The organism is Herminiimonas glaciei (assembly GCF_042664955.1).
Taxonomy (GTDB): Bacteria; Pseudomonadota; Gammaproteobacteria; order Burkholderiales; family Burkholderiaceae_D; genus Oxalicibacterium; species Oxalicibacterium glaciei.
Window position 1 is genome coordinate 1,817,935 of the sequence record NZ_JBHTBU010000001.1, and the last position, 25,769, is coordinate 1,843,703.

At 55.0% G+C, this 25,769-nt stretch carries 24 protein-coding genes; 14 read left to right on the forward strand and 10 right to left on the reverse strand.

Annotation, left to right across the window (positions count from 1 at the left end; genetic code table 11):
* Window positions 1–44 precede the first annotated feature (44 nt).
* Window positions 45–1,355 (forward strand): amino-acid N-acetyltransferase, encoded by a 1,311-nt coding sequence (argA, locus tag ACFQPC_RS08185; RefSeq protein WP_012079036.1) that lies wholly within the window; start codon window positions 45–47, stop codon window positions 1,353–1,355.
* Between the two features lie 130 nt (window positions 1,356–1,485).
* The gene (locus ACFQPC_RS08190) at window positions 1,486–1,758 is read left to right on the forward strand and encodes an oxidative damage protection protein (protein ID WP_012079035.1); all 273 of its coding nucleotides are present in this window, start codon (window positions 1,486–1,488) and stop codon (window positions 1,756–1,758) included.
* A gap of 61 nt (window positions 1,759–1,819) precedes the next feature.
* Here ACFQPC_RS08190 and ACFQPC_RS08195 read toward each other — a convergent pair whose 3' ends face one another.
* Both ACFQPC_RS08195 and ACFQPC_RS08200 read right to left on the reverse strand, forming a co-directional pair.
* A complete protein-coding gene (locus tag ACFQPC_RS08195; protein WP_382271394.1) occupies window positions 1,820–2,272 on the reverse strand; it encodes a DUF2721 domain-containing protein in 453 nt (150 codons plus the stop codon).
* A gap of 141 nt (window positions 2,273–2,413) precedes the next feature.
* On the reverse strand, window positions 2,414–3,316 hold the full coding sequence (locus ACFQPC_RS08200) for a recombination-associated protein RdgC (RefSeq protein ID WP_382271395.1): 903 nt from the start codon (window positions 3,314–3,316) through the stop codon (window positions 2,414–2,416).
* A gap of 327 nt (window positions 3,317–3,643) precedes the next feature.
* Between ACFQPC_RS08200 and minC the strand changes: the two genes are divergently transcribed.
* The 5 genes from minC to fghA all read left to right on the forward strand — a co-directional run bounded on the left by minC (window position 3,644) and on the right by fghA (window position 7,666).
* Entirely contained in the window at window positions 3,644–4,435 is a 792-nt protein-coding gene (gene minC / locus ACFQPC_RS08205; RefSeq protein ID WP_382271396.1) for a septum site-determining protein MinC, read from the forward strand.
* Between the two features lie 37 nt (window positions 4,436–4,472).
* On the forward strand, window positions 4,473–5,288 hold the full coding sequence (gene minD, locus ACFQPC_RS08210; RefSeq protein ID WP_012079031.1) for a septum site-determining protein MinD: 816 nt from the start codon (window positions 4,473–4,475) through the stop codon (window positions 5,286–5,288).
* 2 nt (window positions 5,289–5,290) lie between these two features.
* Entirely contained in the window at window positions 5,291–5,560 is a 270-nt protein-coding gene (gene minE, locus ACFQPC_RS08215; RefSeq protein WP_012079030.1) for a cell division topological specificity factor MinE, read from the forward strand.
* Window positions 5,561–5,703: 143 nt separating this feature from the next.
* Window positions 5,704–6,810, forward strand: coding sequence for an S-(hydroxymethyl)glutathione dehydrogenase/class III alcohol dehydrogenase (locus ACFQPC_RS08220; RefSeq protein WP_012079029.1), 1,107 nt, complete (start codon window positions 5,704–5,706; stop codon window positions 6,808–6,810).
* Window positions 6,811–6,820: 10 nt separating this feature from the next.
* Window positions 6,821–7,666 carry an S-formylglutathione hydrolase gene (gene fghA, locus ACFQPC_RS08225; protein WP_382271397.1) on the forward strand — a complete coding sequence of 282 codons (846 nt, stop codon included), beginning with the start codon at window positions 6,821–6,823 and terminating at the stop codon, window positions 7,664–7,666.
* A 113-nt stretch (window positions 7,667–7,779) separates the two neighbouring features.
* On the opposite strand, the gene ACFQPC_RS08230 is transcribed toward fghA, so the two are convergent.
* From ACFQPC_RS08230 to ACFQPC_RS08240, 3 genes are all read right to left on the reverse strand, one after another.
* Entirely contained in the window at window positions 7,780–9,495 is a 1,716-nt protein-coding gene (locus tag ACFQPC_RS08230; RefSeq protein ID WP_382271398.1) for a methyl-accepting chemotaxis protein, read from the reverse strand.
* A gap of 418 nt (window positions 9,496–9,913) precedes the next feature.
* The gene (locus ACFQPC_RS08235; protein ID WP_382271399.1) at window positions 9,914–10,627 is read right to left on the reverse strand and encodes an rRNA pseudouridine synthase; all 714 of its coding nucleotides are present in this window, start codon (window positions 10,625–10,627) and stop codon (window positions 9,914–9,916) included.
* Between the two features lie 127 nt (window positions 10,628–10,754).
* Window positions 10,755–11,399: a hypothetical protein gene (locus tag ACFQPC_RS08240; RefSeq protein WP_382271400.1), complete on the reverse strand. Its 645-nt coding sequence runs from the start codon at window positions 11,397–11,399 to the stop codon at window positions 10,755–10,757.
* 400 nt (window positions 11,400–11,799) lie between these two features.
* On the opposite strand from ACFQPC_RS08240, the gene ACFQPC_RS08245 reads away from it, so the two are divergent.
* The 4 genes from ACFQPC_RS08245 (at window position 11,800) to ACFQPC_RS08260 (ending at window position 17,406) form a co-directional block, all read left to right on the forward strand.
* Window positions 11,800–13,986 carry a YgiQ family radical SAM protein gene (locus tag ACFQPC_RS08245; protein ID WP_382271888.1) on the forward strand — a complete coding sequence of 729 codons (2,187 nt, stop codon included), beginning with the start codon at window positions 11,800–11,802 and terminating at the stop codon, window positions 13,984–13,986.
* Window positions 13,987–14,170: 184 nt separating this feature from the next.
* Window positions 14,171–15,757: a glutamate--cysteine ligase gene (gene gshA / locus ACFQPC_RS08250; RefSeq protein ID WP_382271401.1), complete on the forward strand. Its 1,587-nt coding sequence runs from the start codon at window positions 14,171–14,173 to the stop codon at window positions 15,755–15,757.
* Between the two features lie 285 nt (window positions 15,758–16,042).
* Window positions 16,043–16,366 (forward strand): BON domain-containing protein, encoded by a 324-nt coding sequence (locus ACFQPC_RS08255; RefSeq protein WP_012079022.1) that lies wholly within the window; start codon window positions 16,043–16,045, stop codon window positions 16,364–16,366.
* Window positions 16,367–16,716: 350 nt separating this feature from the next.
* The gene (locus ACFQPC_RS08260) at window positions 16,717–17,406 is read left to right on the forward strand and encodes a YiaD family glycine zipper/OmpA-like lipoprotein (RefSeq protein WP_382271402.1); all 690 of its coding nucleotides are present in this window, start codon (window positions 16,717–16,719) and stop codon (window positions 17,404–17,406) included.
* Window positions 17,407–17,481: 75 nt separating this feature from the next.
* Here ACFQPC_RS08260 and ACFQPC_RS08265 read toward each other — a convergent pair whose 3' ends face one another.
* The 4 genes from ACFQPC_RS08265 to ACFQPC_RS08280 form a co-directional block, all read right to left on the reverse strand.
* Window positions 17,482–18,330 carry a Crp/Fnr family transcriptional regulator gene (locus ACFQPC_RS08265; RefSeq protein ID WP_382271403.1) on the reverse strand — a complete coding sequence of 283 codons (849 nt, stop codon included), beginning with the start codon at window positions 18,328–18,330 and terminating at the stop codon, window positions 17,482–17,484.
* Window positions 18,331–18,655: 325 nt separating this feature from the next.
* Window positions 18,656–20,014 (reverse strand): MgtC/SapB family protein, encoded by a 1,359-nt coding sequence (locus ACFQPC_RS08270; protein WP_382271404.1) that lies wholly within the window; start codon window positions 20,012–20,014, stop codon window positions 18,656–18,658.
* A gap of 121 nt (window positions 20,015–20,135) precedes the next feature.
* The gene (locus ACFQPC_RS08275; RefSeq protein WP_382271405.1) at window positions 20,136–20,372 is read right to left on the reverse strand and encodes a hypothetical protein; all 237 of its coding nucleotides are present in this window, start codon (window positions 20,370–20,372) and stop codon (window positions 20,136–20,138) included.
* A 114-nt stretch (window positions 20,373–20,486) separates the two neighbouring features.
* Window positions 20,487–20,738: a hypothetical protein gene (locus tag ACFQPC_RS08280; RefSeq protein WP_382271406.1), complete on the reverse strand. Its 252-nt coding sequence runs from the start codon at window positions 20,736–20,738 to the stop codon at window positions 20,487–20,489.
* A gap of 857 nt (window positions 20,739–21,595) precedes the next feature.
* Between ACFQPC_RS08280 and ACFQPC_RS08285 the strand changes: the two genes are divergently transcribed.
* Both ACFQPC_RS08285 and ACFQPC_RS08290 read left to right on the forward strand, forming a co-directional pair.
* Window positions 21,596–22,105: a sigma-70 family RNA polymerase sigma factor gene (locus tag ACFQPC_RS08285; protein ID WP_382271407.1), complete on the forward strand. Its 510-nt coding sequence runs from the start codon at window positions 21,596–21,598 to the stop codon at window positions 22,103–22,105.
* Window positions 22,106–22,121: 16 nt separating this feature from the next.
* Window positions 22,122–23,129 (forward strand): FecR domain-containing protein, encoded by a 1,008-nt coding sequence (locus ACFQPC_RS08290; RefSeq protein WP_382271408.1) that lies wholly within the window; start codon window positions 22,122–22,124, stop codon window positions 23,127–23,129.
* Here the strand turns inward: ACFQPC_RS08290 and ACFQPC_RS08295 are convergent.
* The gene (locus ACFQPC_RS08295) at window positions 23,107–23,307 is read right to left on the reverse strand and encodes a hypothetical protein (protein WP_382271409.1); all 201 of its coding nucleotides are present in this window, start codon (window positions 23,305–23,307) and stop codon (window positions 23,107–23,109) included. The two genes, ACFQPC_RS08290 and ACFQPC_RS08295, sit on opposite strands and share 23 nt — an antisense overlap.
* Before the next feature lie 18 nt (window positions 23,308–23,325).
* On the opposite strand from ACFQPC_RS08295, the gene ACFQPC_RS08300 reads away from it, so the two are divergent.
* Window positions 23,326–25,755: a TonB-dependent siderophore receptor gene (locus ACFQPC_RS08300; RefSeq protein WP_382271410.1), complete on the forward strand. Its 2,430-nt coding sequence runs from the start codon at window positions 23,326–23,328 to the stop codon at window positions 25,753–25,755.
* Window positions 25,756–25,769: the final 14 nt, after the last annotated feature.

The following is a 25,769-nucleotide window of genomic DNA, read 5'->3' on the forward strand; positions in this document are numbered from 1 at the left end:
AGATCACACAATCGATCCGGGTTGCCGTGGTTATAATGCGTCTCATGGAAAACCAAGAACAATTCGTCCAGTGGCTGCGTTCGGTCGCGCCGTACATCCACGCCTTTCGCGGCAAGACCTTTGTAGTCGCTTTTCCGGGCGAACTGGTCAAGGCCGGCGCGCTGCCGGTGCTGGCACAGGATCTGTCGCTGCTGCATGCACTCGGCATCCGCGTCGTCATCGTGCACGGCTCGCGCCCGCAAGTCGAAGAACAACTGGCCCTGCGCCATGTGGAAGCCCGTTTCCATGACGGCGTACGCATTACCGATACCGCTGCGCTGGAATGCGCGAAGGAAGCCGCCGGCGAATTGCGCCTCGATATCGAAGCCGCTTTCAGCCAGGGCCTGCCGAATACGCCTATGGCGCATGCCGCCATCCGCATTATTTCCGGCAATTTCGTCACCGCACGTCCGGTCGGCATCATAGACGGCGTAGACCTCGAATTGACAGGCGTTACGCGCAAGATCGCGTATGAAGCGATCCATCCGATCCTGAATGCAGGCGGACTGGTACTGCTGTCGCCGCTCGGCTTCTCGCCTACCGGTGAAATCTTCAACCTGACGATGGAAGACGTCGCGGTCAATGCAGCCGTCGCCCTGCGCGCCGACAAGCTGATTTTCATTACCGAAACGCCAATGATCAAGGATATGGCAGGTGCCGATATCCATGAATTGTCATCGCACCAGGTGGACGCCGTGCTGCAGCACGATTGCGTGCCGGCCGATGCTGCCTTCTACCTGCAGCATGCGATGCAAGCCTGTAACGGCGGCGTACCGCGTGCACACATCGTGCCGTTTGCCACCGACGGCTCGGCCTTGCTGGAATTGTTTACACATGATGGCGTCGGCACCATGGTTTCCTTCGAGAACCTGGAAAGCCTGCGCGACGCCACTATTGAAGATGTCGGCGGCATCCTCAAATTAATAGAACCGTATGAAGCGGACGGCACGCTGGTCAAGCGCGGTCGCGAACTGATAGAACGCGAAATCGATTACTTCTCCGTCATCGAGCATGACGGTGTAATTTTCGCCTGTGCTGCGCTCTACCCTTTCCCGGCGGAAAAAATGGCCGAAATGGCTTGCCTGATCGTCAATCCGGAAGTGCAGACGCAAGGCGACGGCGAACGTTTGCTCAAGCATATGGAAAACCGTGCGCGTGCCGCCGGTTTGAAAAAACTGTTCGTGCTGACGACGCGTACCGCGCACTGGTTCCTCAAGCGCGGCTTTGTCCCGGCCACGGTCGACAGCCTGCCGAAGAACCGGCAACAAATGTATAACTGGCAGCGGAAATCACTGGTTTTCACGAAAAACCTATAATGACGCCTCTTTCCCTGATTTTCACCGGCGCTTAACCCGCGACGGTGCCTGAATTCAACACTCGTCAACACCAGCTTCACCCGCGTGACCTACCCGGCAACGCGACGTGGCAATAGAAAAGGACAGCACCATGACACGCATGATTCACTGCATCAAACTCGACAAGGAAGCGGAAGGCCTGGACTTCCCGCCATATCCGGGCGAGTTGGGCAAACGCATTTACGAAACCGTATCGAAGGAAGCATGGGCTGCCTGGCTCAAGCACCAGACCATGCTGGTCAATGAAAACCGCCTGAACCTGGCCGATGTGCGCGCACGCAAATACCTGGCGACACAAATGGAAAAACACTTCTTCGGCGATGGCGCCGATGCCGCACAAGGTTATGTGCCACCAACCTATTGATGCAATCCAGACATAAAAAAAGCCCGCACATCGCGGGCTTTTTTATTATGCAGTTACGAAGTCATGGCCGTGCGATCGGCTCTATCCTTCGCTCATACAGTGAATTGGTCGCGGACAGGATTTCCCGCAAGAGCATCACAAAGCTGGAAACCAGGCACAGCATCGCCATGATGAAAAACACCGCGATGAACTTGGATAACTCTACGCTCAATGCATCACCCAGGAACAGTGAAATAATGACCAGGCTCACCATCAGCGCACATGCGGTACTCAACACAATCGCTCGATTGATCAGATGCGCACGCGGATACAGCGTCACCAGTTCGGCATTCAGATCCGCATGATGTATCGGATCGATCGTGCGTAATTTGTCTTCCAATACACGCGACCTGTCGGTAATCCGGCCCAGACGGTTAGTCAAAACCATGAGATTGGTGCCAACACCGGTGAGCAGGAACACCGGTGCTACCGATAACTGGATAATGTGACCAATATCCCCGACTTGAATTTCCATGGCAGTAATCTAGAAAAATTAAACGGTGTAAATACCAAAGAAGGATAGTCCCGGTCAGACGAGCTTGCAAGCTGACCGGGGTAATACGACGATATCATGCCTTAAGGCGCTGGTGACAGGCAATGCGCCTGCCCCAGGGCATCATTTTTTCTCGACTTCGCCACCCAGCGCAGCCACCAGGTCCGCCAGCATGCGGCTCAGTTCGCCCGTCATCAGCATGATGTCGGAATCGAAACGCTCTTCGTCGTTTTGCGCGGTGGAATCCGCGTTTTCCTTGATCACGTCCAGCGGTGTTACCCGCTTGATGGTCAGCGACTCGGTCAACACGAAGGAAATCTTGTCGGCCCAGGTCATGGCGAGACGGGTGCATTGCTTGCCGGACGCGATATGACGGCGGACATCGTCCACTTCCAGCGTGTGGCGCACATAACGTACGGTCGCCTTGCCTTCACCGGTAGCGCGCAATTCGGTATCCTGGTCCACGGTAAAACCGTGCGGCGCAGTATCGGCAACCAGCCATTCGGTCATCGCGGTGACCGGCGATTGCGCGACGTGCAGGGTTTCTAGCGGCAATTTGTCGACCGATTTGACCAGCAATTTGATCACTTCATCGGCTTTGGCCGGGCTGCCGGCATCCACCACCATCCAGCCATTGACCGGATCGATCCAGACCCAGGTCTGGCGCCAGACGCTGAAGGCACGCGGCAACAGGTCATCGGTGACCTCTTCCTTGATTTCCTTCATTTGCTTGCGGCCCGGCTTGAAGCCTTGCTGCTCTTCGATCTCGGCGGCCTTGATTTTGGTGACCTGGTTGATCACGGTAGTAGGCAGCAACTTCTTCTCGGTCCCGAGCAAGAGCAGCATTTGTTTGTTCAACGAATAAACCAGTTCGCCGTTTTCACGCGGCGAGACCCAACCCTGGCTTTGCATTTCCAGGCTGGAGCATGGCTGGAAAGCATGCGGCGCGAGGTCTGCCGCCAATTGTTCAGCTGAAACGGCCCACGGCGCAGGAAGACGATATATCTGAAGATTCTTGAACCACATGGCTTGCCCCGGCAAAAAAAGGGGCTATTCTACACGCGACCCCATGCTCTGCCGTACACAAAATTGTATAAAAATGCCGCCCGAACCGGCCCGGCAAAAACGATAAGCGCACGGCGCGGCCGTATCCGGCGAATGCTTGCGGGAAAGCGCTTAAAAATGGTGTCTTATCCAGCCAAACACCGCGGAAACACTCGCGGTAGCGGTTATAATAGCGCTCACTTATCGCCTGGCCGGTGAGACTGCATGCGGAACTGATTCTGCAAGCATTACCTGCCAGAAATTGATTACGAAATTTTTTAGCACACAGCATCAACATTTATCGTCTCCATGTCCAAAAGCCCATCCCGCAAGCCGATCGAAATTAAAATTTCCACCGTCGTCGCCGTCTCTGCCATCCTGCGTGATGCCAACCTGGCCGTGCTCGACGCCGCCATGCAGGAAATGACCGGCGGCAACGCTGATTTTTTCGACGATGAATTCGCTGTTATCGATGTCGGTTCGCTGGAACCGGCCGGACAAGTCATAGACTGGGCCGCGATCACCACCCTGCTCAAATCCTATCGCCTGAATGCAGTGGCAGTGCGGAATGCAACGCCGGAAATGGCCGCCGAAGTATTGGCGCACGGCCTGAGCCTGGACGGCTCGATCAAGGAACGCGCTCCCAGCACGGCAAATACGCCACAACAGGCGGAGATCGAACTGGCACCGGTCGCAGTTGAACCAACTCCGGAACCGGTAGCCGTGCAGGTAGCAGCCCCGGTCGCCACCCAGTTCGCAGCAAATACCATGATCATCGATACCCCGGTACGTGCCGGCCAGCGCATTTATGCGCGTGGTGCCGACCTGATCATTACCGCCGCAGTCAACAATGGCGCCGAAGTCATTGCCGACGGCAGCATCCACATTTACGCGCCACTGCGCGGCCGCGCACTGGCCGGTGCCAGCGGCAATACCGAAGCACGCATTTTCACCTTAAGCATGGAAGCCGAACTGGTTTCCATCGCCGGCATGTATCGCACTTTTGAAAACGGCTTTCCACAGGATCGCGCACAACAGGCAACGCAAGTCCGCCTGGTTGGCGATCGTATCGACATGCTGCCCATCAAGGCAGCGGCATAACTTTAGAAGTTCTAATAAATAACGAAAGGGGTTTCCTTTGGCAAAAATCATCGTTGTAACGTCAGGTAAAGGCGGCGTCGGCAAAACGACCTCGAGCGCAAGCTTTGCATCTGGTTTGGCCATGCGCGGACATAAAACAGTCGTCATCGATTTTGACGTCGGCCTGCGTAACCTCGATTTGATCATGGGCTGTGAACGCCGCGTGGTGTACGACCTGATCAATGTCGTCAACAAAGAAGCAACGCTGAACCAGGCACTGATCAAGGACAAGCACTGCGACAACCTGTTCGTGCTGCCTGCGTCGCAAACCCGCGACAAGGATGCATTGAGCGAAGACGGCGTCGAACGCGTGCTGCAAGACCTGGCTGCGATGGACTTTGAGTTCATCATCTGCGACTCGCCGGCCGGTATCGAACACGGTGCCGTGATGGCGCTGACCTTTGCTGATGAAGCCATCATCGTCACCAATCCGGAAGTGTCGTCAGTCCGCGATTCGGATCGTATCCTCGGCATCATCCAGGCCAAATCGCGTCGCGCACTGAATGGTGGCGAACCGGTCAAGGAACACCTGCTGATCACCCGCTATGTACCCAAGCGTGTGGAAGCCGGCGAAATGCTGTCCTACACCGACGTGCAGGAAATCCTGCGCATTCCACTGGTAGGCATCATCCCTGAGTCGGAATCCGTCCTGCACGCATCGAATGCAGGCAATCCGGCGATACATATTGAAGGCAGTGAAGTTTCGGAAGCATATAAAGATGTCGTCTCGCGTTTCCTCGGAGAAGACGTTCCGCTGCGATTTACCGACTACGAAAAACCTGGCTTTCTGCAGAGAATTTTTGGAGGTAAGTAATCATGGCGCTTTTGTCTTTTCTCTTCAATAGCAAGCCGAAAACTGCGAGTGCAGCCAAGGAACGCTTGCAGATCATCATCGCGCGTGAACGCAATGGTCGTGCCGGTCCCGACTTCCTGCCAGCCCTTCATCAGGAACTGATCGCGGTGATCTCGAAATACGTCAAGGTCAATCCTGACGATATCAAGATTTCGCTCAACAGCCAGGGCAACCTGGAAGTGCTGGACGTCAACGTCGTGTTGCCGGACGACGCCATTGAAGCGGTCAAGTAAGCCAGGCCTCATCGTCTGAAACCGGATTCCAGCGCCGCTGGATCCGGTGTTTTTCCCCGCAGTTGCATGAAAAATTGCCCCTGCCGTCAGCCTGTCCGCAGATGACGTATCATTTCACCTCCATTATTGAGTGAGACCCCACCATGAAAACCAAAGCTGCCGTCGCCTGGAAAGCAGGCCAAGCACTGACTATCGAAGAAGTGGAACTGGGTGGTCCACGTGAAGGCGAAGTGCTGGTTGAGATCAAAGCCACCGGCATTTGCCATACCGATTACTACACACTGTCCGGTGCCGATCCGGAAGGTATCTTCCCGGCCATCCTCGGCCATGAAGGTGCCGGCGTCGTGGTCGAAGTCGGCCCGGGCGTGAAGAGCCTGAAAAAGGACGACCACGTCATCCCGCTGTACACGCCGGAATGCCGCGAATGCAAATTCTGCCTGTCGCGCAAAACCAATCTGTGCCAGAAAATCCGCTCGACACAAGGCCGCGGCCTGATGCCGGATGCGACCAGCCGTTTCTCGATCGATGGCAAGCCGCTGTTCCATTACATGGGTACGTCGACCTTTTCCAATTACATCGTGGTACCGGAAATCGCACTGGCGAAGATCCGCGAAGATGCGCCTTTCGACAAGGTTTGCTACATCGGTTGCGGTGTCACCACCGGCGTCGGTGCAGTACTGTTCACGGCCAAAGTCGAAGCCGGCGCGAATGTCGTCGTATTCGGCCTCGGCGGTATCGGCCTGAATGTGATCCAGGCGGCGAAGATGGTTGGTGCCGATAAAATCATCGGGGTCGACCTGAATCCTGCACGCGAAGCAATGGCGCGCAAATTCGGCATGACGCATTTCATCAATCCGAGCAAAGTCGAAAACGTGGTCGACGCCATCGTGCAACTGACCGATGGCGGTGCCGACTACAGCTTCGAATGCATAGGCAATGTACACACCATGCGCCAGGCACTGGAATGCTGCCACAAGGGTTGGGGCCAATCGATCGTCATCGGTGTGGCTGAAGCCGGTGCGGAAATCAGCACACGTCCGTTCCAGCTGGTGACCGGCCGCGAATGGAAAGGCTCTGCCTTCGGCGGCGCACGCGGCCGTACCGATGTACCGAAAATTGTCGACTGGTATATGGAAGGCAAACTGAATATCGATGATCTGATCACGCACACCTTGCCGCTGGAACGGATCAACGAAGGTTTTGACTTGATGAAGAGCGGTGAATCGATCCGCTCGGTTGTTATTTACTAATACGGGGAAGATGGTGGAACTGATTAGCCAACACGTATGCTTTGACGGCGTACAGGGATTTTATAAACAGCAATCGAAAGAAACCGGCTTGCCGATGACTTTTTCGGTGTACCAGCCGCCACAGGCCAAGCATAAGAAAGTACCGGTCCTGTTTTACCTGGCCGGCCTGACCTGTACCGAAGAAACCTTCATGATCAAGGGTGGCGCGCAGCGTTATGCCGCCGAGCACGGCATCATGCTGGTGTCGCCGGATACCAGCCCGCGCCGCACCGGCATCAAGGGTGCCAGCGACAGCTGGGATTTCGGTCATGGCGCAGGTTTTTATATCGATGCGACACAAGCCCCGTGGTCCGACCATTTCCGCATGTACTCCTACGTCGTGCATGAATTGCGTAACACCATCATCAATAACTTCCCTGCCCTCGCCGACCGCATCGGTGTATTCGGCCATTCGATGGGTGGACATGGTGCATTGACGCTGGCGCTGAAAAATCCGGATATCTATAAATCAGTTTCCGCCTTCGCGCCGATTACCGCGCCTAGCCAATGTCCATGGGGTGAAAAAGCGTTCTCGAACTATCTGGGTTCGGACCAGAACAGCTGGCTGGACCACGATGCGAGTGCGTTGATGCGCGCACGCAAGACACCGTTCCCGCAAGGCATCCTGATAGACCAGGGCCTGGACGATCAGTATCTGGATACCGAGTTGTTGCCACATCATTTTGAGTCTGCATGCTGGGCGGCGGAACAACCGCTGACCTTGCGTCGTCACCGCGGTTACGACCACAACTACTATTTCATCTCGACCTTCATGCAAGACCACATCGCCTTCCACAGCGAGATCCTGCACAAGTAAGGAACGCAACGATAAAACTCCTTATCGTGCAAGCAAGCGATACAGGTAATAAAAAAGGCGGGACAGATTTTCTGTCCCGCCTTTTTCTTATCTTCTTATTCCCTGAGCATTAATTAAAACTCTTCCCAGTCATCGTTATTGCCCTGCACTGTGGCTTTGCTTGGTGTGGCTTTTTTGATCTCCGGTGCTGGTGCCCGGCTGGCCGCAACCATAGGTGCCGGCGCACGTACCGCCGTCGATTGCACCGTACGCGGAGCTGCCGGCTGGCTGGATGCATAGCCGCTGCCAATCTGGAATACGCTGACCGCCTGCGCCAGGTTCTTCGCCTGGTCCTGCAGGGACTCAGCCGCTGCTGCAGCTTGTTCCACCAGCGCCGCATTTTGCTGCGTGACCTGATCCATCTGGCCGATCGCCTGGTTGACCTGCTCGATACCGTCGCTCTGCTCCTGGCTGGCCGCTGTGATTTCAGCCATGATGTCGGCCACGCGTTTCACGCCGTCGACAATTTCATCCATCGTGGTACCGGCTTCAGCCACCAGTTTGCTGCCGGCATCGACTTTTTCTACCGAGTCACCGATCAGTGCCTTAATTTCCTTCGCCGCCGCCGCCGAACGTTGTGCCAGGTTGCGCACCTCGGTTGCCACTACCGCAAAGCCACGTCCCTGCTCACCGGCACGTGCTGCTTCCACCGCGGCATTCAAGGCAAGGATATTGGTCTGGAAGGCGATGCCATCGATCACACCAATGATATCGACGATTTTCTTCGCCGAATCATTGATCGAACCCATGGTATTCACTACTTCCGACACCACGGTGCCGCCCTTGACTGCCACTGCCGATGCAGCCACTGCCAATTGATTGGCCTGGCGCGAATTGTCGGCATTTTGCTTCACGGTCGAGGTCAACTCTTCCATCGATGACGCGGTTTCTTCCAGCGAACTGGCTTGTTGTTCGGTACGCGACGACAAATCCAGGTTGCCGCTGGCGATTTCACTGGAAGCAGTCGCTATCGTATCGGTGCCCATGCGGATTTGCGTGACGGTTTTCGCCAGGCTGTCCTGCATGCGACGCAAGGCTTTCAGCAAGAGACCTGCTTCATCATCGCCTACCACCATGGTGCTGCGTGCCGTCAGGTCGCCTTCAGCAACCGACTCAGCCATGGACAGCGCTTCCTGCAATGGATGGGTAATACCGACCGTCAGGCGCCACGCGATCAATGCACCGAGGATCAACGCAATGACGGCACCGATGATCAGTGTCATGCGACCCGACGCGTAATCAGCGGTGATCGACTGATCGGCCTGTTTCACTTCGTTCTGGTAATGCGCCAGCACGTCACGCACGCTGTCTACATAAGCATCCAGCGCCGGGATCATTTTGCTGTCGATCATTTGCTTGGCTTCTGCTTCGTTGCCTTTGTCCTTGACGGCAAAGATCGCTTTACGCAAGTCGACATAGACTGCACGCTTCTTGCCTACTTCGGCAAATAGCTGCTTTTCTTCAGGAGTAACCAGCGAAGCTTCGACGCCATTCTGGATATCGGTAATTTGTTTGCTTTGCGCGGTGATCGCTTTTTGGAAGAACTGCTGGGTTTCAGGATCAGAGCTCTTGACCAAAGCGAGGGTACGCACGCCATTGACGCTGGTGGCCAGCAACCAGTCTTCTGCAGCCTTTTGTTTTTTCAGCGAGTGATCAACCAGATTGCGGCTGGCGTCATTGATATTTTCCAGGCGCATGATGCCGGTTGCGCCCATGGCAGCCACCAGCAACAAAATCAATCCAAAACCCAGACCCAGCCGTACACCTATTTTCATATTAGCGAAACGCATCGTATCTCCTTCAATATTCTATTTTTTGTTTTGCATAAAAACATTGTGTCTATTTCGTCCTCCGGACCAAAAATCGATGCACGCTATACATCGGCAAAACCAACAAGTTCATATAGCCATTCCTGACTGACAGCAATCTGACTACACAAGGATATCGGGGATACCTACAACATGACATTCTGAAAACAAGTACATGTATCCAGATAAATTCTATGTCACACGTATGTCATTAACGGCAGTGAATGTGCAATATTAATGGCCAAGCACAAAAATAGTGCATGCTTATGCGAAAAACATATATGTACAAATATACAAAGAATATTTAATGCCCCGGATTCGGGGCAGGCAGGAAGAAAACTAAAGAAGTGCGGCCGGAAAGAACGGCGTCCCAGGCCCGGCTATGCCATGCGCCCGCAGCTCAAAACCGTTCATAGCCCTTCAGGTAGCGCCATTGCCCGACCGGCAAAGCCGCCATCGGCATACGCGCCATGCGTATGCGTTTGAGGCCGACCAATGTCAGGCCAACTTGCTCACACATATACGGGATCTGGCCACGTTGTATGCCTTTACCGGCGAAGCGCAGGCGCGTTTCATTTTGCCAGCTGACCTTGACCGGCGCCAAAGGCTTGCGGTTCATGCTCAAGCCATGGTTGAGCAAAGCCAGGCCATCGGCAATCAGCGTACCGCTGACTTCGGCGATGTACTCCTGTTCTATGCCGGCGACATCGTCGACCAGCTTGCGTGCCACATGCCAATCCTGCGTGAATACCAGCAAACCGCTGGCCAGGCTTTCCAGGCTATCGGTAGGCTTCAGGTCGACTGTGTGTTTTTTCAGGAAACGGATGCCGGAACGATCTTCCGCATACAGGTTTTCCGGTGTAATGCATTGCAGCGCAGCAGCCGCATCCATGCCGGCCGGCTTGTGCAACAGGATAGTGACAGGATCCACCGCGAGCAGCGTGGCATCCGGCGACAGGACGATGGCCTGTTGCGGATCAACCCGGTGACCGGGTTCTTCGATGACCTTGCCATCCACACTGACCCAGCCGCCTTCGATGTATTGCTCGGCTACGCTGCGCGAACAGGCAAGCGCTTCGGCAACGCGTTTGGAAAGGCGGATAGAGTCGACCATGGCGGGGCAATCTGAAAAAGATGTGTATTGTCAGCTTGCCGCACAGTCGCTGCAAGCCTTTTAGCTCGCAAGCTCCGGGAATGATGCAGAAAACACCGGCTCCCGCAGGAAACCGGTGCCGGATCCGTCAAGCCGCTTTGGCCGGAGGATTGCTTTCACTGGTAGCGATGCTGACGGTGTCGGGTATGCCCTCACTTTGCCAGCGATCAAATTCGGCCATGATGGCCTTGTGCGTTTTTTGGCTGATTTCCGGCAAGGTGCCACCCAGCATTTCAGTCGCTTCCTTGAAACCTTTTTCAACCGCCGCACGTATCGCTTCCAGCTTGGAAGGATCGCCACCGATCACCGTCTTCGCGAAATTGAGTATGCGTTCCGCCACTTGCTTGATGCCGAACTCGCCGTCTTCCGCGATCGCCGCCTGCGCTTCTTCTATGGTCGCGGCATCAGTGGTCAGCTTTTGCTCGCCACTGACCACCTTGGCCAGGTTCAAACCTTGCTGCTCAAGCAAAGGCAGGATCAGGTTGATGATTTCCTTTACCTTGCGATTTGACTCTTCCAGCATTGCGGCGACATCTGCCGGGCGTGAGGAGGTCGCGCTTGCGGCATTGCGCAAATCACCGTAAGTGCCGTCTTCCGCCGCTTGCGCGCCGAGGGTTACCTTGTCGGTACCGACAGCATCATTCTTCTCCGCCGGGCGCTGCACCGCATCGCGGCTACTGGTCACAGGGACAGCCGATGGCCTCTGCGTGCTATTTAAAATACTAATGCTCATGTGAACTCCTTCATTCATCACATCATTCGTAAAAAATGATCGCATTGACAACATCGTGCCGAAATCCGACGCAATCGTATAAGTTGTAACGGCTGAAAACAGAAAAAGCTGAGCGCAGATGCAAATGGCCGGATTCCTTTATTGTCGTAAAAGCAACGTGAAATAAAATATCCATGCAAATCAAGGCGCTAGCCTGCTTTAAGCCTCGTCGGCCGCAGCCAAAGCTGTCATACTGTCGCCTTCCTCGCCTGCCGTGAAATGGCGCCAGCAGCGTTTGTACAGTTTGTATAAAAGCGCGCCGCCGTTTCCACCCTTGCAATTCATGAGCGCACAGCCAAAAAACCTGTTTTCCTATTCCAGCCAGCGTCGCCGCGAGCTCAAACCCGCGCCTTTCCTGCCCATGTCGCGTGCGGAAATGGACAAACTGGGCTGGGATAGCTGCGATGTGATTTTGGTGACGGGCGATGCATACATCGACCACCCGAGTTTCGGTATGGCATTGGTCGGCCGTCTATTGGAATCACAGGGTTTCCGCGTCGGCATCATCAGCCAGCCGGACTGGCTGTCGGCAGAACCCTTCCGTGCACTCGGCAAACCCAATCTGTACTTCGGTATCACCGCCGGCAATATGGATTCGATGGTCAATCGCTATACCTCGGACCGTAAAATCCGTTCGGACGATGCCTATACGCCGCACGGCGAACCGAACAAGCGCCCGGATCGCGCCGTCACCGTCTATGCGCAGCGCGCACGTGAAGCCTATCCCGGTATCAATATCGTCATCGGCAGCATCGAAGCCAGCCTGCGCCGTATCGCACATTACGATTACTGGTCGGACAAAGTCCGCCGTTCGGTACTGCCCGATTCCAAAGCGGACATCCTGATCTTCGGCAATGCCGAACGTGCGCTGGTCGACCTCACACACCGCGTCGCCGCCGGCGAACCGATTTCATCAATCCGCGATTTGCGCGGCACCGCCTTCATGGTGCCACCGGGCTGGAAGCCGACGCCGGAATGGGCGGAGGCCAATTCAACCCGCGTCGACACACCGGGCAAGGTCGAGCCGCATCCCGATCCATATGAAATGAAGATGAAGGATCCGGAAGGCTGCAAGACCGAAAATGCCGCGCCGCCGGAACCTGCGGTCAAGGTCATCAAAATCATGAGTCGCGAAGAGCGCCGTGAAGCGGAACGTGAAGTACGCAATAAAACCGTAGTGCGCCTGCCTGCGTATGAAGTGGTCAAGGATGACCCGGTGCTGTATGCGCATGCATCACGTGTCTTCCATCTGGAATCCAATCCCGGCAATGCACGTGCGATGGTGCAGGCACATGGCGAACGCGATGTCTGGCTGAATCCGCCACCGCTGCCATTGGCGATGGATGAAATGGATGGCGTGTACGACATGAACTATGCGCGCGCACCACATCCGAGCTACGGCAAGGCACGCATCCCGGCATGGGAAATGATCCGTTTCTCGGTCAACATCATGCGCGGCTGCTTCGGTGGCTGCACCTTCTGCTCGATCACCGAACATGAAGGCCGCATCATCCAGAGCCGCTCCGAACCGTCCATCCTGCGCGAAATCGAATTGATACGCGACAAGGTCAAAGGTTTTACCGGTACCATTTCCGACCTTGGCGGACCGACTGCGAATATGTATCGCCTCGCCTGCAAGGACAAACGCATCGAAGAATCCTGCCGTCGCCTGTCTTGCGTCTATCCGAGCATCTGTTCCAACCTTGGTACCGACCACAGCAAGCTGATCCAGCTGTATCGCAAGGCGCGCGCGATTCCCGGCATCAAAAAAATCCTCGTCAGCTCCGGCCTGCGTTACGACCTCGCGGTGCGCTCACCGGAATACGTCAAGGAACTGGTATCGCATCATGTCGGCGGCTTGCTGAAAATCGCGCCTGAGCATTCGGAAGAAGGCCCATTGTCGAAGATGATGAAGCCGGGCATGGGTGCTTACGACAAGTTCAAGGAATTGTTTGAAAAGTATTCGAAGGAAGCCGGCAAGGAACAATACCTGATCCCTTACTTCATCGCAGCTCATCCGGGCACCACCGATGAAGACATGCTGAACCTGGCGCTGTGGCTGAAGAAAAACAATTTCCGCCTCGACCAGGTACAAACCTTCATGCCTACGCCGATGGCTTTGGCGACCACCATGTACCACACACGCAAGAATCCTTTGCGCAAGGTCAGCGAAGATTCCGAAGCGGTCGAGACGGTACGCACCGGCAAGATCCGCAAGCTGCACAAGGCCTTCCTGCGTTATCACGATCCGGAAAACTGGAAAATCCTGCGCGAAGGCTTGCAACGTATGGGACGCAGCGACCTGATAGGCAGTGGCGAACATCATCTGGTCCCGCGCCATGCGGCACCGTCACGTGCCATCATCGCCGCCGAACACCGGCGCGAAACACCGGGGCCGAATCAATTGGCCAAGAAATTCGGCCAAAACAAACCCCGTCCAGGTGCAGCTGTAGTCCGTACCCCGGTCGCACGCAATAACAGCAATACCGGCGCCGCCAGGCCGGCGCGCAAGGCAACAACAGTCAGCAACCGTGGCGGCCGCAAGTAAGCTTTTCCGGTTACTGGTGCCGCCCTGTTGTTCACTGCTGGTTTGGCTATGACGGGTGCGATAAAACAGCTGATTTACGCGCGCACAAAAATCCCGGCGTCCTACCTCGTTTCCAATTTTCGGTTATTCTTCCGCCAAAGTTACCGCGCTTGAAATGACGGAAGTATCGACAGGGGATCACCAATTGAGCAATTTATTCACGCGCCGACTCGCGCTACTCGCAGACGACGCGCATCGCGACCTGCTGAACCAGGGACGCCGCGGCATAGAGCGGGAGACACTGCGCGTAGACCTGCAAGGCAAGCTGGCGCTGGGACCGCACCCGGTCGCGCTCGGCTCGGCACTGACCAATCCGCAAATTACCACCGACTATTCCGAATCGCTGCTGGAATTCATTACCCCGGCCGAACATGATGTCGCCACGGCGCTGGAAGAGCTGGATCGCATCCACCGCTTTGCCAATGCCAAACTGGACCACGAGTTGCTATGGAGCCAGTCCATGCCCTGCACGCTGCCGGAAGAAGCCGATATCCCTATCGCCTGGTACGGCACTTCGCATATCGGCATGATCAAACATGTGTACCGCCGCGGCCTAGCACTGCGTTACGGTAAGGCGATGCAATGCATCGCAGGCCTGCACTACAATTATTCGCTGTCGGAAGATTTGTGGCGGGTGATCAAGCAGAGCGAACACAGTACGCTGGATGACAAATCCTACCAATCCGAAAGCTATATTGCGCTGATCCGCAACTTCCAGCGCTATAGCTGGTTGCTGATGTATCTGTTCGGTGCTTCGCCGGCGCTGTCGACACATTTCCTGCGTGGTCGCGAGCATGAGTTGCAAACCCTGTCCGACGATACGCTCTACCTGCCTTACGCCACCAGTTTGCGCATGAGCGACCTCGGCTACCAGAATAATGCGCAAGCCGGCCTGATGCCGCCGTATAACGACCTTGAAAGTTATATGCGCAGCCTGTCGCGCGCGGTACGACTCCCCTACCCTGCGTATGAAGCCATCGGTACCCGTCGCAATGGTGAATGGATACAGCTCAATACCAATCTGCTGCAAATCGAAAACGAGTATTACGCGACGATACGTCCGAAACGCGTAATCAATAGCGGTGAACGTCCGGTCGAAGCACTGTGCGCACGCGGCGTGCAGTACATAGAAGTGCGTTGCATGGATATCGATCCCTTCGAACCATTGGGCATCAGCCTGTCGACTTCGCGCTTCCTCGATGCCTTCCTGCTGTTCTGTGCGCTGGATGAGAGCCCGCTGACCGATGAGGCAAACAATCGTGAAAGAACTGAAAACTTTGCGCGCACCGTAAAAGAAGGTCGTCGCCCCGGCCTGCTGCTGCAACGCGACGGCGTGCCGGTCAAGCTGCAGGACTGGGGCCTGGAATTGCTGGAACGCATACAGGCCACTGCCGACCTGCTGGATGCGCAACGCACCGATACCCAACATGTGCAGGCACTGGCGGCGCAAAAAGAAAAACTGCTGGATGCGAACCTGACACCATCAGCGCGTGTGCTGGCCGAACTGCAGGCGACAGACAAATCATTCGAACAATTCGGCCTGCGCCAAAGCATTGCGCACGCACAATATTTCCGTACCCGCCCTTTGAATGCCGAAGAAAACTTTTACTTCGATACCCTGGCAAAAACCTCTATTGCAGAACAGGAAGAGATGGAACGTACGCAAAGCGGTGATTTCGATGCTTTCGTCGAGGCGTACAACCAAAGGACGCCGCAACAACTGTGTGACTGATCTGCACGCATCATCGACTATTTGCAACAAGCCCCGGCATTTCACAGTGTCGGGGCTTTTTTAATGCCTGCGAGCATGTAATGGACGCCGCACAGCAAGCACATTAGTTAGCAGGCGCAATCAATTGCTATTTTGCTTCTGTGTTCGCTAACGTACAGACCCCCGCATTGCAAATCAGTAATCTCCTTCCATCGACGGCAATAGCATAGCGTCGAAGCTGGATATCAAACCATTTGCATCGGACCCCTGTCCGGCGCGTACAAATAATTAACCGGAGAGTAAATCATGATCCTGAATAAATCTAAATCGAAATGGATGACCGCATTGTTTACCGCCGTAATGCTGACAGCTGTCGTCGGCTGCGCATCGACCTCGAAGACCGAAGGCACAGGCGAATACGTGGATGATTCGTGGATCACCACCAAAGTAAAAGCTGCAATCGTGAATGAACCAACGTTGAAATCGACCGAAATCAATGTCGAAACATTCAAAGGTACAGTTCAGCTGAGCGGCTTCGTCAAACAGGCACAAGACATTCCGAAAGCAACCAGCGTTGCACGTAGTGTCAAAGGCGTACAGGCTGTTAAAAACAACCTGATCGTCAAGTAAGAAAAATGAAAAAGGGACCACGCCAGTGGTCTCTTTTTTTTTCGTCCAAATATCCGGGATTCATTTCACCAATATGCGTGAAATGCGCTCCAACACGACATTCCAACTCTGGAATAGTTCCCCTTGAATTTTCAGGCGACGTGTCAACGTACCGTAATGAACACCCGTTAATGGCGCTGTATAGGCATCAATTGAATGAACGATGTCGCCCCCAGATACAACATGCAGAACTGCACTGTCATTTGCCTGAAACTGCATTATGATGAATGTCCAGCAATGCTTTGCGTGTACCTGCCAGACGAATACTCATTACGCGTTGTTAAACCATATCTTTTATAAGGGAATTCATCATGCGCACACTAATGATCGGCAGCCTTGCCGCAGTATTGGCCCTCTCCGGCTGTGCAAACATGTCTGAAACAGAACGCGGTACCGCACAAGGTGCCGGTATCGGTGCCGGTGTCGGTGCACTACTCGGTGGTATCACCGGCGGTTCACGCAATATCGCAGGCGGTGCTGCCATCGGCGGTGTGATCGGCGCAGTAGCCGGCAACGTCTGGTCCAGCAAAATGGAAAACCAGAAACGTGCGATGGAACAGGCAACCCAGGGTACCGGCGTACAAGTCAGCCAGACTTCGGACAATCGCCTGAAACTTGAAATCCCCAGCGATATCTCGTTTGCCACCGGCCGTTCCGATATCAACCCTAGCCTGCAACCTATCCTTGATCGCTTTGCCACCGGCCTGGTAGACAATCCGACCGCTACCGTCACCATCATCGGTCATACCGATAGCACAGGTAGCGATGCAATCAATAATCCATTGTCCTTCGACCGCGCTTCACGTACCCGTGATTACCTGGCAGGCCGTGGCGTCGCACCACAACGCATTTATGTTGATGGCCGCGGCAGCCGCGAACCGATTGCCAGCAATGCAGATGCCGCCGGTCGTGCGCGCAATCGTCGTGTCGAAATCTTCGTTGCCGAGCCACAGCAACAGCAACCACAACAACCAACACATCAACCACAGCCACTGCGCTAATCGTGCCTGTTGATCGGTAAGAAAAAAGCCCCGCTAGTGCGGGGCTTTTTATATATAGCGTTGAAGTTACGTGATTCAGTTTTTCAGCAAACCTTCATACACCTTCTTGATCCCTGCGTAGCATTCGCAGATATGCGCTTCCAGGCCGGCGCGATCCAGTACCGTAATCTGGCCACGACTATATTGGATCAAACCTTCATCCTGCAATTTACGCGCAGCTTCGGTCACGCTCTCGCGACGTACACCCAGCATATTGGCAATCAGGTCCTGCGTCATGCTGATCTTGTTACCCGGCAAACGATCCAGGCTCAAGACCAGCCAGCGGCAGAGCTGCTGCACGATGGTGTGGTGACGGTTGCAAGCAACCGTATGTGCCATTTGCGTAAACAGGGCCTGCGTAAAACGCAGTAACAACTGTTGCAGCGCACCGCCGCGGGCGAATTCTTCATTCAATGTCGCAGCCTTGATACGGAAACCGTAACCGGCACTTTTGACAAAGGCGCGATGCAGGGATGCACCACCACCCATAAAGACGTCGGCACCGACTACCCCTTCGTAACCGATGACTGCGGTTTCCGACGATGCACCGTCGGCGGTTTCATACAATAAGGACACGATGCTGCCGGTAAGGAAGTAGACATACTGCATCTGCTCACCCGCCTCGCATATCGTTGTGCCGAAAGGCATTTCCACGAATTCCAGATGTTGCGACAGGCGTGCATAGTCTGCTTCCGGCAAAGCGGCCAGCAAACCATTATGCTTGGGGTGATGACCATGCAAGCCGGCCAAGGCGCGCGGTGCAACCGGCCGGTGCTGGAGCGCGCCGTAGGCTGCGCCCTCTTTCATTCGTAACGCAGCAATCGCGTTGGAGTTTACGACCTGATGGCTTGCAACTGTATTTCGTAAGTTAGCGGTCTGTGCCATGTGTTCCTCCCTGGATAATCAATATTTCCAAGGTTTCATCATTACACCTGTCGCGCCACATCAAAATCAGTGCTTATCCCATTCTTGTGTGAGATCACACTGACAAAAAGATAATAAAACCAATATATTTCTTGCCTGTGGGCAAAAAAATAGCCCGCGTCCTTGTGGGAGCGGGCTGAATCCAATTCTTGAGGAGTTGGAGGAGACAGGACCACTATACTGCACCGCAACATATTCCTCAAGGATCAAATAATTATTTGCATAGTTGCAAATTCATATAACAGGGTCTTACTACCCGGCAATCTTGTCCCCGACAAACCCGGGCTTAATTAAACTGCGACAACATCGGAAACGCCTCCAGCAAGAAGCCGAGCAAGGGTTTCGCAACGAATGCACCGGCGATACCCACCACCGAAATCGACAGCATCGCAACCGACAATCTTAAAGTCAGGCCACGGTTATGGGCGCGCAAGACCAAAGGCAGGTTGATCAGGACACTCGCCAGCGAAGCGATCACCGCTCCGGTTGACGCCACATGTTCCGGCACCGAACCACTGGTCACCAGGCTGGCCGCTGCCGCCACTGCACTCGCGCTGGATACCACACCACCGATCAGACTAACCGCATAGAAACCTGCTTCGCCAAAACCCTGCTGCGCAATCACGCCGGCGATATGCAGGATCAGGAACAGCAAACCGTATTTCAGGGCGGCGCTTAGCGAGAAAGGCAAAGGCAGTTCGACGGTTTGGGTCTGCGTTTCCACTGTCTTTTTCACGGTATCGGTATCGATGAAGAACCAAACCGCATTGATGACCAGCATCAGCACAAAAGGAATCAGGGCCGAGAATGCGGCCGCCGGTGCCAGTATCAGGAGCAAGCCGCCATTGCGGATCAACATCGCTGCTGTCGCCAGCAAAATGCCACGATATGCGGCGCTGACGGTATCGCGTTGATTGTCCCGTGCGCGCGAAGCCAGTTCGCTGACCGTAATACTGCTATTGACCAGGCCACCGAGGAAGCCGGTCATGACGATGCCGCGTGTGCCGTACAGCTTCCACAACACATAGTTGACGAAGCCGATACCGGCGATCAGGATCACCGTGACCCAGGCAGCGCGTGGTTCGATCAGTTTCCATGGGCCGATGGCACCTACCGGCAAGGCCGGATAAATCACAATCGCCAAAATCGCCAGCAGCAAGGCCGAGCGCATTTCATTTTCCGTCAGGCCGAGGCTAAAACCGGTCAATCGATCTTTCCACGCCAGCAGTGCGGTGACGATCACGATGATCGAAGCCGGCGTCGCGGTATGCCCTTTGCCGCACAGGATACCGGCGACACAGGTGATCAACATGGCAGCGGAGGTCGTCAGTTCACTACTGTCATCAGTACGCAGGCGCTGCACATTGAGGAAGACCGTCAGGATGCCGACCAGGAACAGGATCAGGTAAGCATAGTTATCACCCAGCGTGCCGCCCATTGCGCCCAACAAGGCGATCAGCGAAAAAGTCCGCAGCCCTGCTTCCTTGCCGCGTCGTTCACGCTCCAGGCCTATCAACAGACCGAGCGCCAACGCCAGGCTCAAACGCGTCAGGCTGACCAGGTAAGGCCATTTGATTTCAGGCAGCGACATGCCAACCTGTATCAAAGGTTCGACAATTGCGTTGGCTGTGTGTGGATCGGTCATAGACGTAAGCAGGAAAATCAGTGCAACGGGCGACTATAAACTACTGGCGGATAATTGTCCGCTCAAAGTCCGCATGTGCTTATGCGGACGCCTGATGTGTCCTTGCGCTTCAATGAAAAATTCAGACTGGTCTCGCCAGCAGATCATCGATCTTGTGCTTGGTGTCTGCAATCACCAGGGCTTTGGCGGCCTCCATGCTCTCTGCTTCGAACGGACCGGCGAAGCCTTGCGAAATTTCCTCACCTTCGGCACCCTTGATTTCAATTTCGCTGGTAGCCGACCACAAGCCTGCACTGGTCGGTACCACAATGGTGAAAATTTCATATCCTTTATAAACACTGTCAGGGACTCGGCTCATGGATGGCTCCTTTATCGAAATACGCCTTGGTGCGCAAAATATGTTTAATGCAAAGCAAACAGCAAGAACAATGTTTTACTCGCTGACACCATCGCGGTGACAGCATTTATATGATTAATGCTCGCGCACGCCACCGCGGCTGGATTCCAGCATGCTCAGCGCAACACGATGCGCCTCGGCTTCCGCTTCTTCTTTGTTAGGGAAAATTGCATCCAGCGATACACGCTGTTCAGGGAACACATTGTTCCTGTGCATGGGATTATTTGAATGCCCGTAAATCGCCAGATGTGCGACCCAGCCCTGTTCACCAGCCAATTCAACGGCAGAACACTCGACTTCATACTCACCAATTTTTTCAGATGGCATATCCGTCTCCTTGTCAGACAGACCATCCTAACATGGACCGCATTGACCGGTCAGGTACGTGGGCTGACGCGCGGCTGCAAGCGATACGGCACTCGGCGTTTATGCAAGCAAGAAAAATTAAAACGCGATATCCCATACACATGGGATCGCTATTGCCCGCAAGACACCTGATAATCACAACAAATTACAACTCCATTGATGTCTCTTCGGGCTACCTTGGCACCAAGGTAGCCCATGTTTTTTTAGGGCTCGCTTTTTATCTGCAATGCCCGAACCAATCGACACCCGTATTCATGTGTCAGCACAAATAAATTATCCACACACTAAAACTTATCCCCGGATTCTGTGGACAGTCCTGTGGATAAGCATGGGGCTAACAAGCTAAGCGCTTGATATGAAACAAATAATCCATCCTGCTCAAATGGGAGATTTGTTGCGATGACAAGCGCAAACAACTTCATTTAAAGTAAAAATAAATGAAAAAATCCCATGTACATGGGATCGCCAAGCAAAAAAGATTCGGTAATACTCGACCTGCATCTTTTCCTTCGATACTCTTTGGGGCGACTTCCTTACCGGAGCCGCCCTATTTTTTATCTGCGCGGCAGCAGGCATTTCTTCCTGCATTCAACCCGCCGCACCATTCCCTCCCTGATTTCCAGCCCGCTCCCGCATACCGGATGCTCCGGCCACGGCTACTTGTACACCTCGCGCAACAAGTGCACTCATACAAATTGACGTAGCAGTCGCATCTTGCAATAATGAGAATCATTCTCAACAAAGCCCAGCCAGCTCCCCACCCGGATTGCAAGCCAGCTTGAAGATGCCACCCAGGCATCGCAATCCCGGAGCAAACCGTGCAAGTCGCAAGTCATTCCGATGCAGTCGCCAACTTATACAGCCATCATCATGGTTGGCTGGTTGGCCTGTTACGCCGGAAACTGGGGAATGTCGATAACGCCGATGACCTGGCACAGGATACTTTTACACGACTGTTAACAGCGCGCAGCGAAGAGCTGATACGCGAACCACGCGCCTACCTCACGACCATCGCGTCGCGCCTGACTGCACAGTATTTCCGTCGACTCGCTTTGGAACGCGCATATCTGGATGCCCTGGCCGGCATGCCGGAAGAGACCGTGCCGTCACCGGAAGCACGCATGCTGGTAGTCGAAGCACTGACGGCGATCAGCCGCGTACTGGATGGTTTGACGCCGCGCGTGCGTGAGATTTTTTTGCTGGCGCAACTGGATGGCCTGACTTATGCGGAAATCGCCGCGCAGTTCGACATGTCCGTCAATGCGGTACAGAAATCGATGATCCGCGCATTTCAACATTGCTACACAGCGGTCTACTCAACGGAATAGGCAGGAATAGATGGCCATGCAAAGTCCAGGTTTATTCACGTCGCCAGACCAAGCCGGTGAAGACATCGATGCCTCTATCGTCAGGCAGGCGATCGTATGGCTGGTCACACTGCAATCGGGCAGTGCGAGCCCGGCTGACAAACGCGCATGCGCCGCCTGGCGTGCCGCCGACAGCAAACATGAGCAAGCGTGGCAACGACTGTATGGACTGGGTCAGGATTTTCGTGTTGGCAGCAATGGCCTTGCACCGCCCTTATTGCGCTCCGTGTTGCGTAACAGCGAACGCAACAATCGACGCATCGTTTTGAAATCCCTTCTGGGCCTTGCCCTCATAGGCGGCACTGCCACCGTCATCCGCAAACAACCGGCCTGGCAAAGCGCCATGGCCGAGCATCAAACCGCGACGGGCGAACAACGCCGGATCGTACTGGCGGACGGCACCCGCATCATGCTCAATACAGCGACTGCAATCGATGTGCATTTCGATGAGCAATTGCGTCAGGTCATCCTGCATCGTGGCGAAATCATGGTCGAAACTGCACATGATGAAACCGGCCGGCCTTTTGAACTGGATACCAGCAATGGCAGTATCCGCCCGATAGGTACCCGCTTTACCGTCAGGCATAGTGAACAGCCATCCACTACCGCGGTCGCGGTACTCGAAGGTGCAGTCCAAGTAACACCCGGCCACGGTAGCAGCGTACGTATCAATGCCGGTGAACAAACCCATTTCACCGAACTCGCTGCACTGGCACCATTCGCGCTGGACGACAGCAATGCCGCATGGACCGATGGTGTGCTGGTTGTCGAGCGCATGCGCCTGGCGGATTTCATCACCGAGCTTGATCGTTATCGACCAGGCTTGCTGCGCTGCGACCCGGCCGTTGCCGACCTGCTCGTCAGTGGCTCCTTCCCCTTGCGCGATCCGGACGCCGTCCTGGCACTGCTGGCCGAAACCCTGCCGCTGCAAGTCCGCACCATTACACGTTATTGGGCCACGGTCACGGCTGCCCCTCAAACTTAGAGTAAGTCCACTTTCCCTCCACCCGGATAAAAATATTTTCAGTTGCGAAGGCAGGTTTACAGATTTCGAGCATCAACAGGGATAGAGGTGCTGCAAATACCGGCAGCGCCGCACCTTCAGCTCGATACGAAAAGGAAACACCATGCCCCAGCACTTCCAGCCCGATGCCAGTCCGCATCGATCCTTGCCGCTTGTCATGACGCCAATCGCACAAGCGGTATGCATCGCATTGTGCGGTCTGTTATTAGTCGGCGGTGTCGCTTCGGCACAGGCACAAAGTACGGCGGACGGCACAACGCAGGCGGAAGGGGTACGGCAATACAATATCCCTGCAGGATCATTGGATCAGGTCCTGGGTAGCTTCGGCCGTGCAGCGGGTGTAATGATCGCAATCGATCCGGCACTCACCGGCGGTTTACGCAGCGAAGGCCTGCACGGCAAACAAAGCATCGCCAGTGCCTTGCACAATCTGCTGGCGCCACATCAACTGGAAGCGATTCCAGGGGCCAACGGTGGATACAAGCTGCGCCGCCAGACCATCAGCGACACCACGCTCCCGACTGTATCGGTAAGCGCAGCAGCACTCGACGCCAATTCGGAAGGTAGTCGCTCCTATGCGGCGCGCGCCACCACAGTAGGCAAATCGACCCAGACCCTACGCGAAACCCCGCAACCTGTCACAGTACTGACCCGCCAGTTAATCGAAGATCGCGGCTTGCTGGACCTCACCGACGTGCTGCAAAACACACCCGGCGTTACCGTGGACTACACCGATAGCGAACGTGTCACCTATTTCTCGCGCGGCTTCCAGATTGATGCCTTACAAATCGATGGCCTCACCATGAACCAGAGTGGCTCCATCTTTGTGCAGCCCGACACAGCGGTACTGGACCGGGTAGAAGTCTTGCGCGGTGCATCCGGCATGATCCGTGGTTCAGGCAATCCGTCGGCCACCGTCAACATGGTGCGCAAACGTCCGACCCACGAATTCCAGGGTTCGGCCGCATTGACACTAGGCTCATGGGATCGTCGTCGCCTCGAAGCAGACATCTCCGGACCATTGAATGAAGCAGGTACGCTGCGCGGACGCGTAGTCGCGGTCGATGACTCGAAAGATTTCTTCCAGAAAGCGCGTCATGAAGATCGCAAGGTGTTCTATGGTGTGCTCGAAGCCGACCTCGGCCCACGCACGACGTTGACCGCCAGTCTGCAGCACACCGACCTGGATGCCACCGGCGCGTGGGGCAACCTGCCCGGCAACTTCGACGGCACGCCATTGAATCTGCCGCGCAACATGTATCTGGGCGCAGCATGGAATACCTGGAACCGCTATAACCAGCAAGCACTGGCCGAGCTGGTGCATCGCTTTGACAATGACTGGACATTCAAGGCAAGTGCAGCCTACACACGACTGCGCATGAAGGAAAACGGTTTCAAGCAAAGCTACTTCACGCGTGCAAGTACCACCAATCCTTATCTCTTTGATGTCACCACTTCGATGTACACCGGCGATGCCAGTGACCAGCTCGTGCTGGCTACCAGTGCCAACGGACCATTCACGCTGTTCGGCCGCAAACACGAATTGATCGTCGGCGCTGAATCACTACGCAACAAAGCGGTCGCCACCAATGGTGTGGGTAATCAGAACAAACTTGCAGGCGTCGACATTCGCAACTGGGATCCTTACACCAGTTATCCTGAAACCTATCCGACCATCACCGGCACCGGTGCCCCCTCCACTACCAGCCAGCAAGGGGTGTATGGCACAGCACGCCTCTCCCTCACCGATCCGCTCACGCTGATCATCGGTGCACGCGTAAGCTGGTGGGATTACAAGGCACCACGTACTCCGGCCAGCAACTATGAAGTGAACAAGGAAATCACACCTTTCGCAGGCGTGACCTATGAATTGTCGAAACAGCTCAGCGCCTATGCGAGCTACACCGAAATCTTCACACCGCAAGATGCGAAGGATGCCAATGGCAATATCCTGCCACCGGTAACCGGCCAGGATTATGAAGCCGGCATCAAAGGCGAATTCTTTGGTGGCCGCCTGAATGCAGCTATGGGTATCTTCCGCATCAACAACAACGGCAAAGCAGTAGAAGACACAAGTTCATACAGCCCTTGCCTGCCTTACTACACCACCGGTTACTGCCGTGTTGCCGGCGGCAAGCAACGCAGCGATGGCTGGGAAATGGAATTGTCGGGTGAATTGGCACCAGGCTGGCAAATGATGGCGGGCTACACGAACACACGCACCAAATACCTGAAGGACACGGCTGCAAACACCGGGCAACCATTGCGCAGCATAGATCCGCGGCACCAGTTACGCGTATTCACCAGCTATCGTATGGGCGGTGAGACGCAGGGCTGGACCATCGGTGGTGGCGCACAGATGCAAAGCGATTCCTACGTCCGTTCCGGCGTCCTCACCTCACGCCAGGGTGGCTACGCAGTCTACAACGCCATGGTCGGCTATCGCTTCGACAAGACTTACTCGATACAAATGAACGTGAACAATGTATTTGATAAGGTCTACTACAAGAAATATGCACCTACCGGCATCGCGTATTACTACGGTGATCCGCGGAATGTGATGGTTACGCTGCGGGCTAATTTCTGATTGTTGGTTAGCAG

Coding starts and splice junctions, on each gene's coding strand:
- ACFQPC_RS08265 (WP_382271403.1), bottom strand. CDS start 18,330: ATGGCACAGACCGCTAACTTACGAAATACAGTTGCAAGCCATCAGGTC.
- argA (WP_012079036.1), top strand. CDS start 45: ATGGAAAACCAAGAACAATTCGTCCAGTGGCTGCGTTCGGTCGCGCCG.
- ACFQPC_RS08220 (WP_012079029.1), top strand. CDS start 5,704: ATGAAAACCAAAGCTGCCGTCGCCTGGAAAGCAGGCCAAGCACTGACT.
- ACFQPC_RS08240 (WP_382271400.1), bottom strand. CDS start 11,399: ATGAGCATTAGTATTTTAAATAGCACGCAGAGGCCATCGGCTGTCCCT.
- ACFQPC_RS08190 (WP_012079035.1), top strand. CDS start 1,486: ATGACACGCATGATTCACTGCATCAAACTCGACAAGGAAGCGGAAGGC.
- ACFQPC_RS08295 (WP_382271409.1), bottom strand. CDS start 23,307: ATGCGGACTGGCATCGGGCTGGAAGTGCTGGGGCATGGTGTTTCCTTT.
- ACFQPC_RS08235 (WP_382271399.1), bottom strand. CDS start 10,627: ATGGTCGACTCTATCCGCCTTTCCAAACGCGTTGCCGAAGCGCTTGCC.
- ACFQPC_RS08275 (WP_382271405.1), bottom strand. CDS start 20,372: ATGAGCCGAGTCCCTGACAGTGTTTATAAAGGATATGAAATTTTCACC.
- ACFQPC_RS08280 (WP_382271406.1), bottom strand. CDS start 20,738: ATGCCATCTGAAAAAATTGGTGAGTATGAAGTCGAGTGTTCTGCCGTT.
- ACFQPC_RS08200 (WP_382271395.1), bottom strand. CDS start 3,316: ATGTGGTTCAAGAATCTTCAGATATATCGTCTTCCTGCGCCGTGGGCC.
- minE (WP_012079030.1), top strand. CDS start 5,291: ATGGCGCTTTTGTCTTTTCTCTTCAATAGCAAGCCGAAAACTGCGAGT.
- ACFQPC_RS08230 (WP_382271398.1), bottom strand. CDS start 9,495: ATGCGTTTCGCTAATATGAAAATAGGTGTACGGCTGGGTCTGGGTTTT.
- ACFQPC_RS08290 (WP_382271408.1), top strand. CDS start 22,122: ATGCAAAGTCCAGGTTTATTCACGTCGCCAGACCAAGCCGGTGAAGAC.
- ACFQPC_RS08300 (WP_382271410.1), top strand. CDS start 23,326: ATGACGCCAATCGCACAAGCGGTATGCATCGCATTGTGCGGTCTGTTA.
- ACFQPC_RS08245 (WP_382271888.1), top strand. CDS start 11,800: ATGTCGCGTGCGGAAATGGACAAACTGGGCTGGGATAGCTGCGATGTG.
- fghA (WP_382271397.1), top strand. CDS start 6,821: ATGGTGGAACTGATTAGCCAACACGTATGCTTTGACGGCGTACAGGGA.
- ACFQPC_RS08260 (WP_382271402.1), top strand. CDS start 16,717: ATGCGCACACTAATGATCGGCAGCCTTGCCGCAGTATTGGCCCTCTCC.
- ACFQPC_RS08255 (WP_012079022.1), top strand. CDS start 16,043: ATGATCCTGAATAAATCTAAATCGAAATGGATGACCGCATTGTTTACC.
- ACFQPC_RS08270 (WP_382271404.1), bottom strand. CDS start 20,014: ATGACCGATCCACACACAGCCAACGCAATTGTCGAACCTTTGATACAG.
- minC (WP_382271396.1), top strand. CDS start 3,644: ATGTCCAAAAGCCCATCCCGCAAGCCGATCGAAATTAAAATTTCCACC.
- ACFQPC_RS08195 (WP_382271394.1), bottom strand. CDS start 2,272: ATGGAAATTCAAGTCGGGGATATTGGTCACATTATCCAGTTATCGGTA.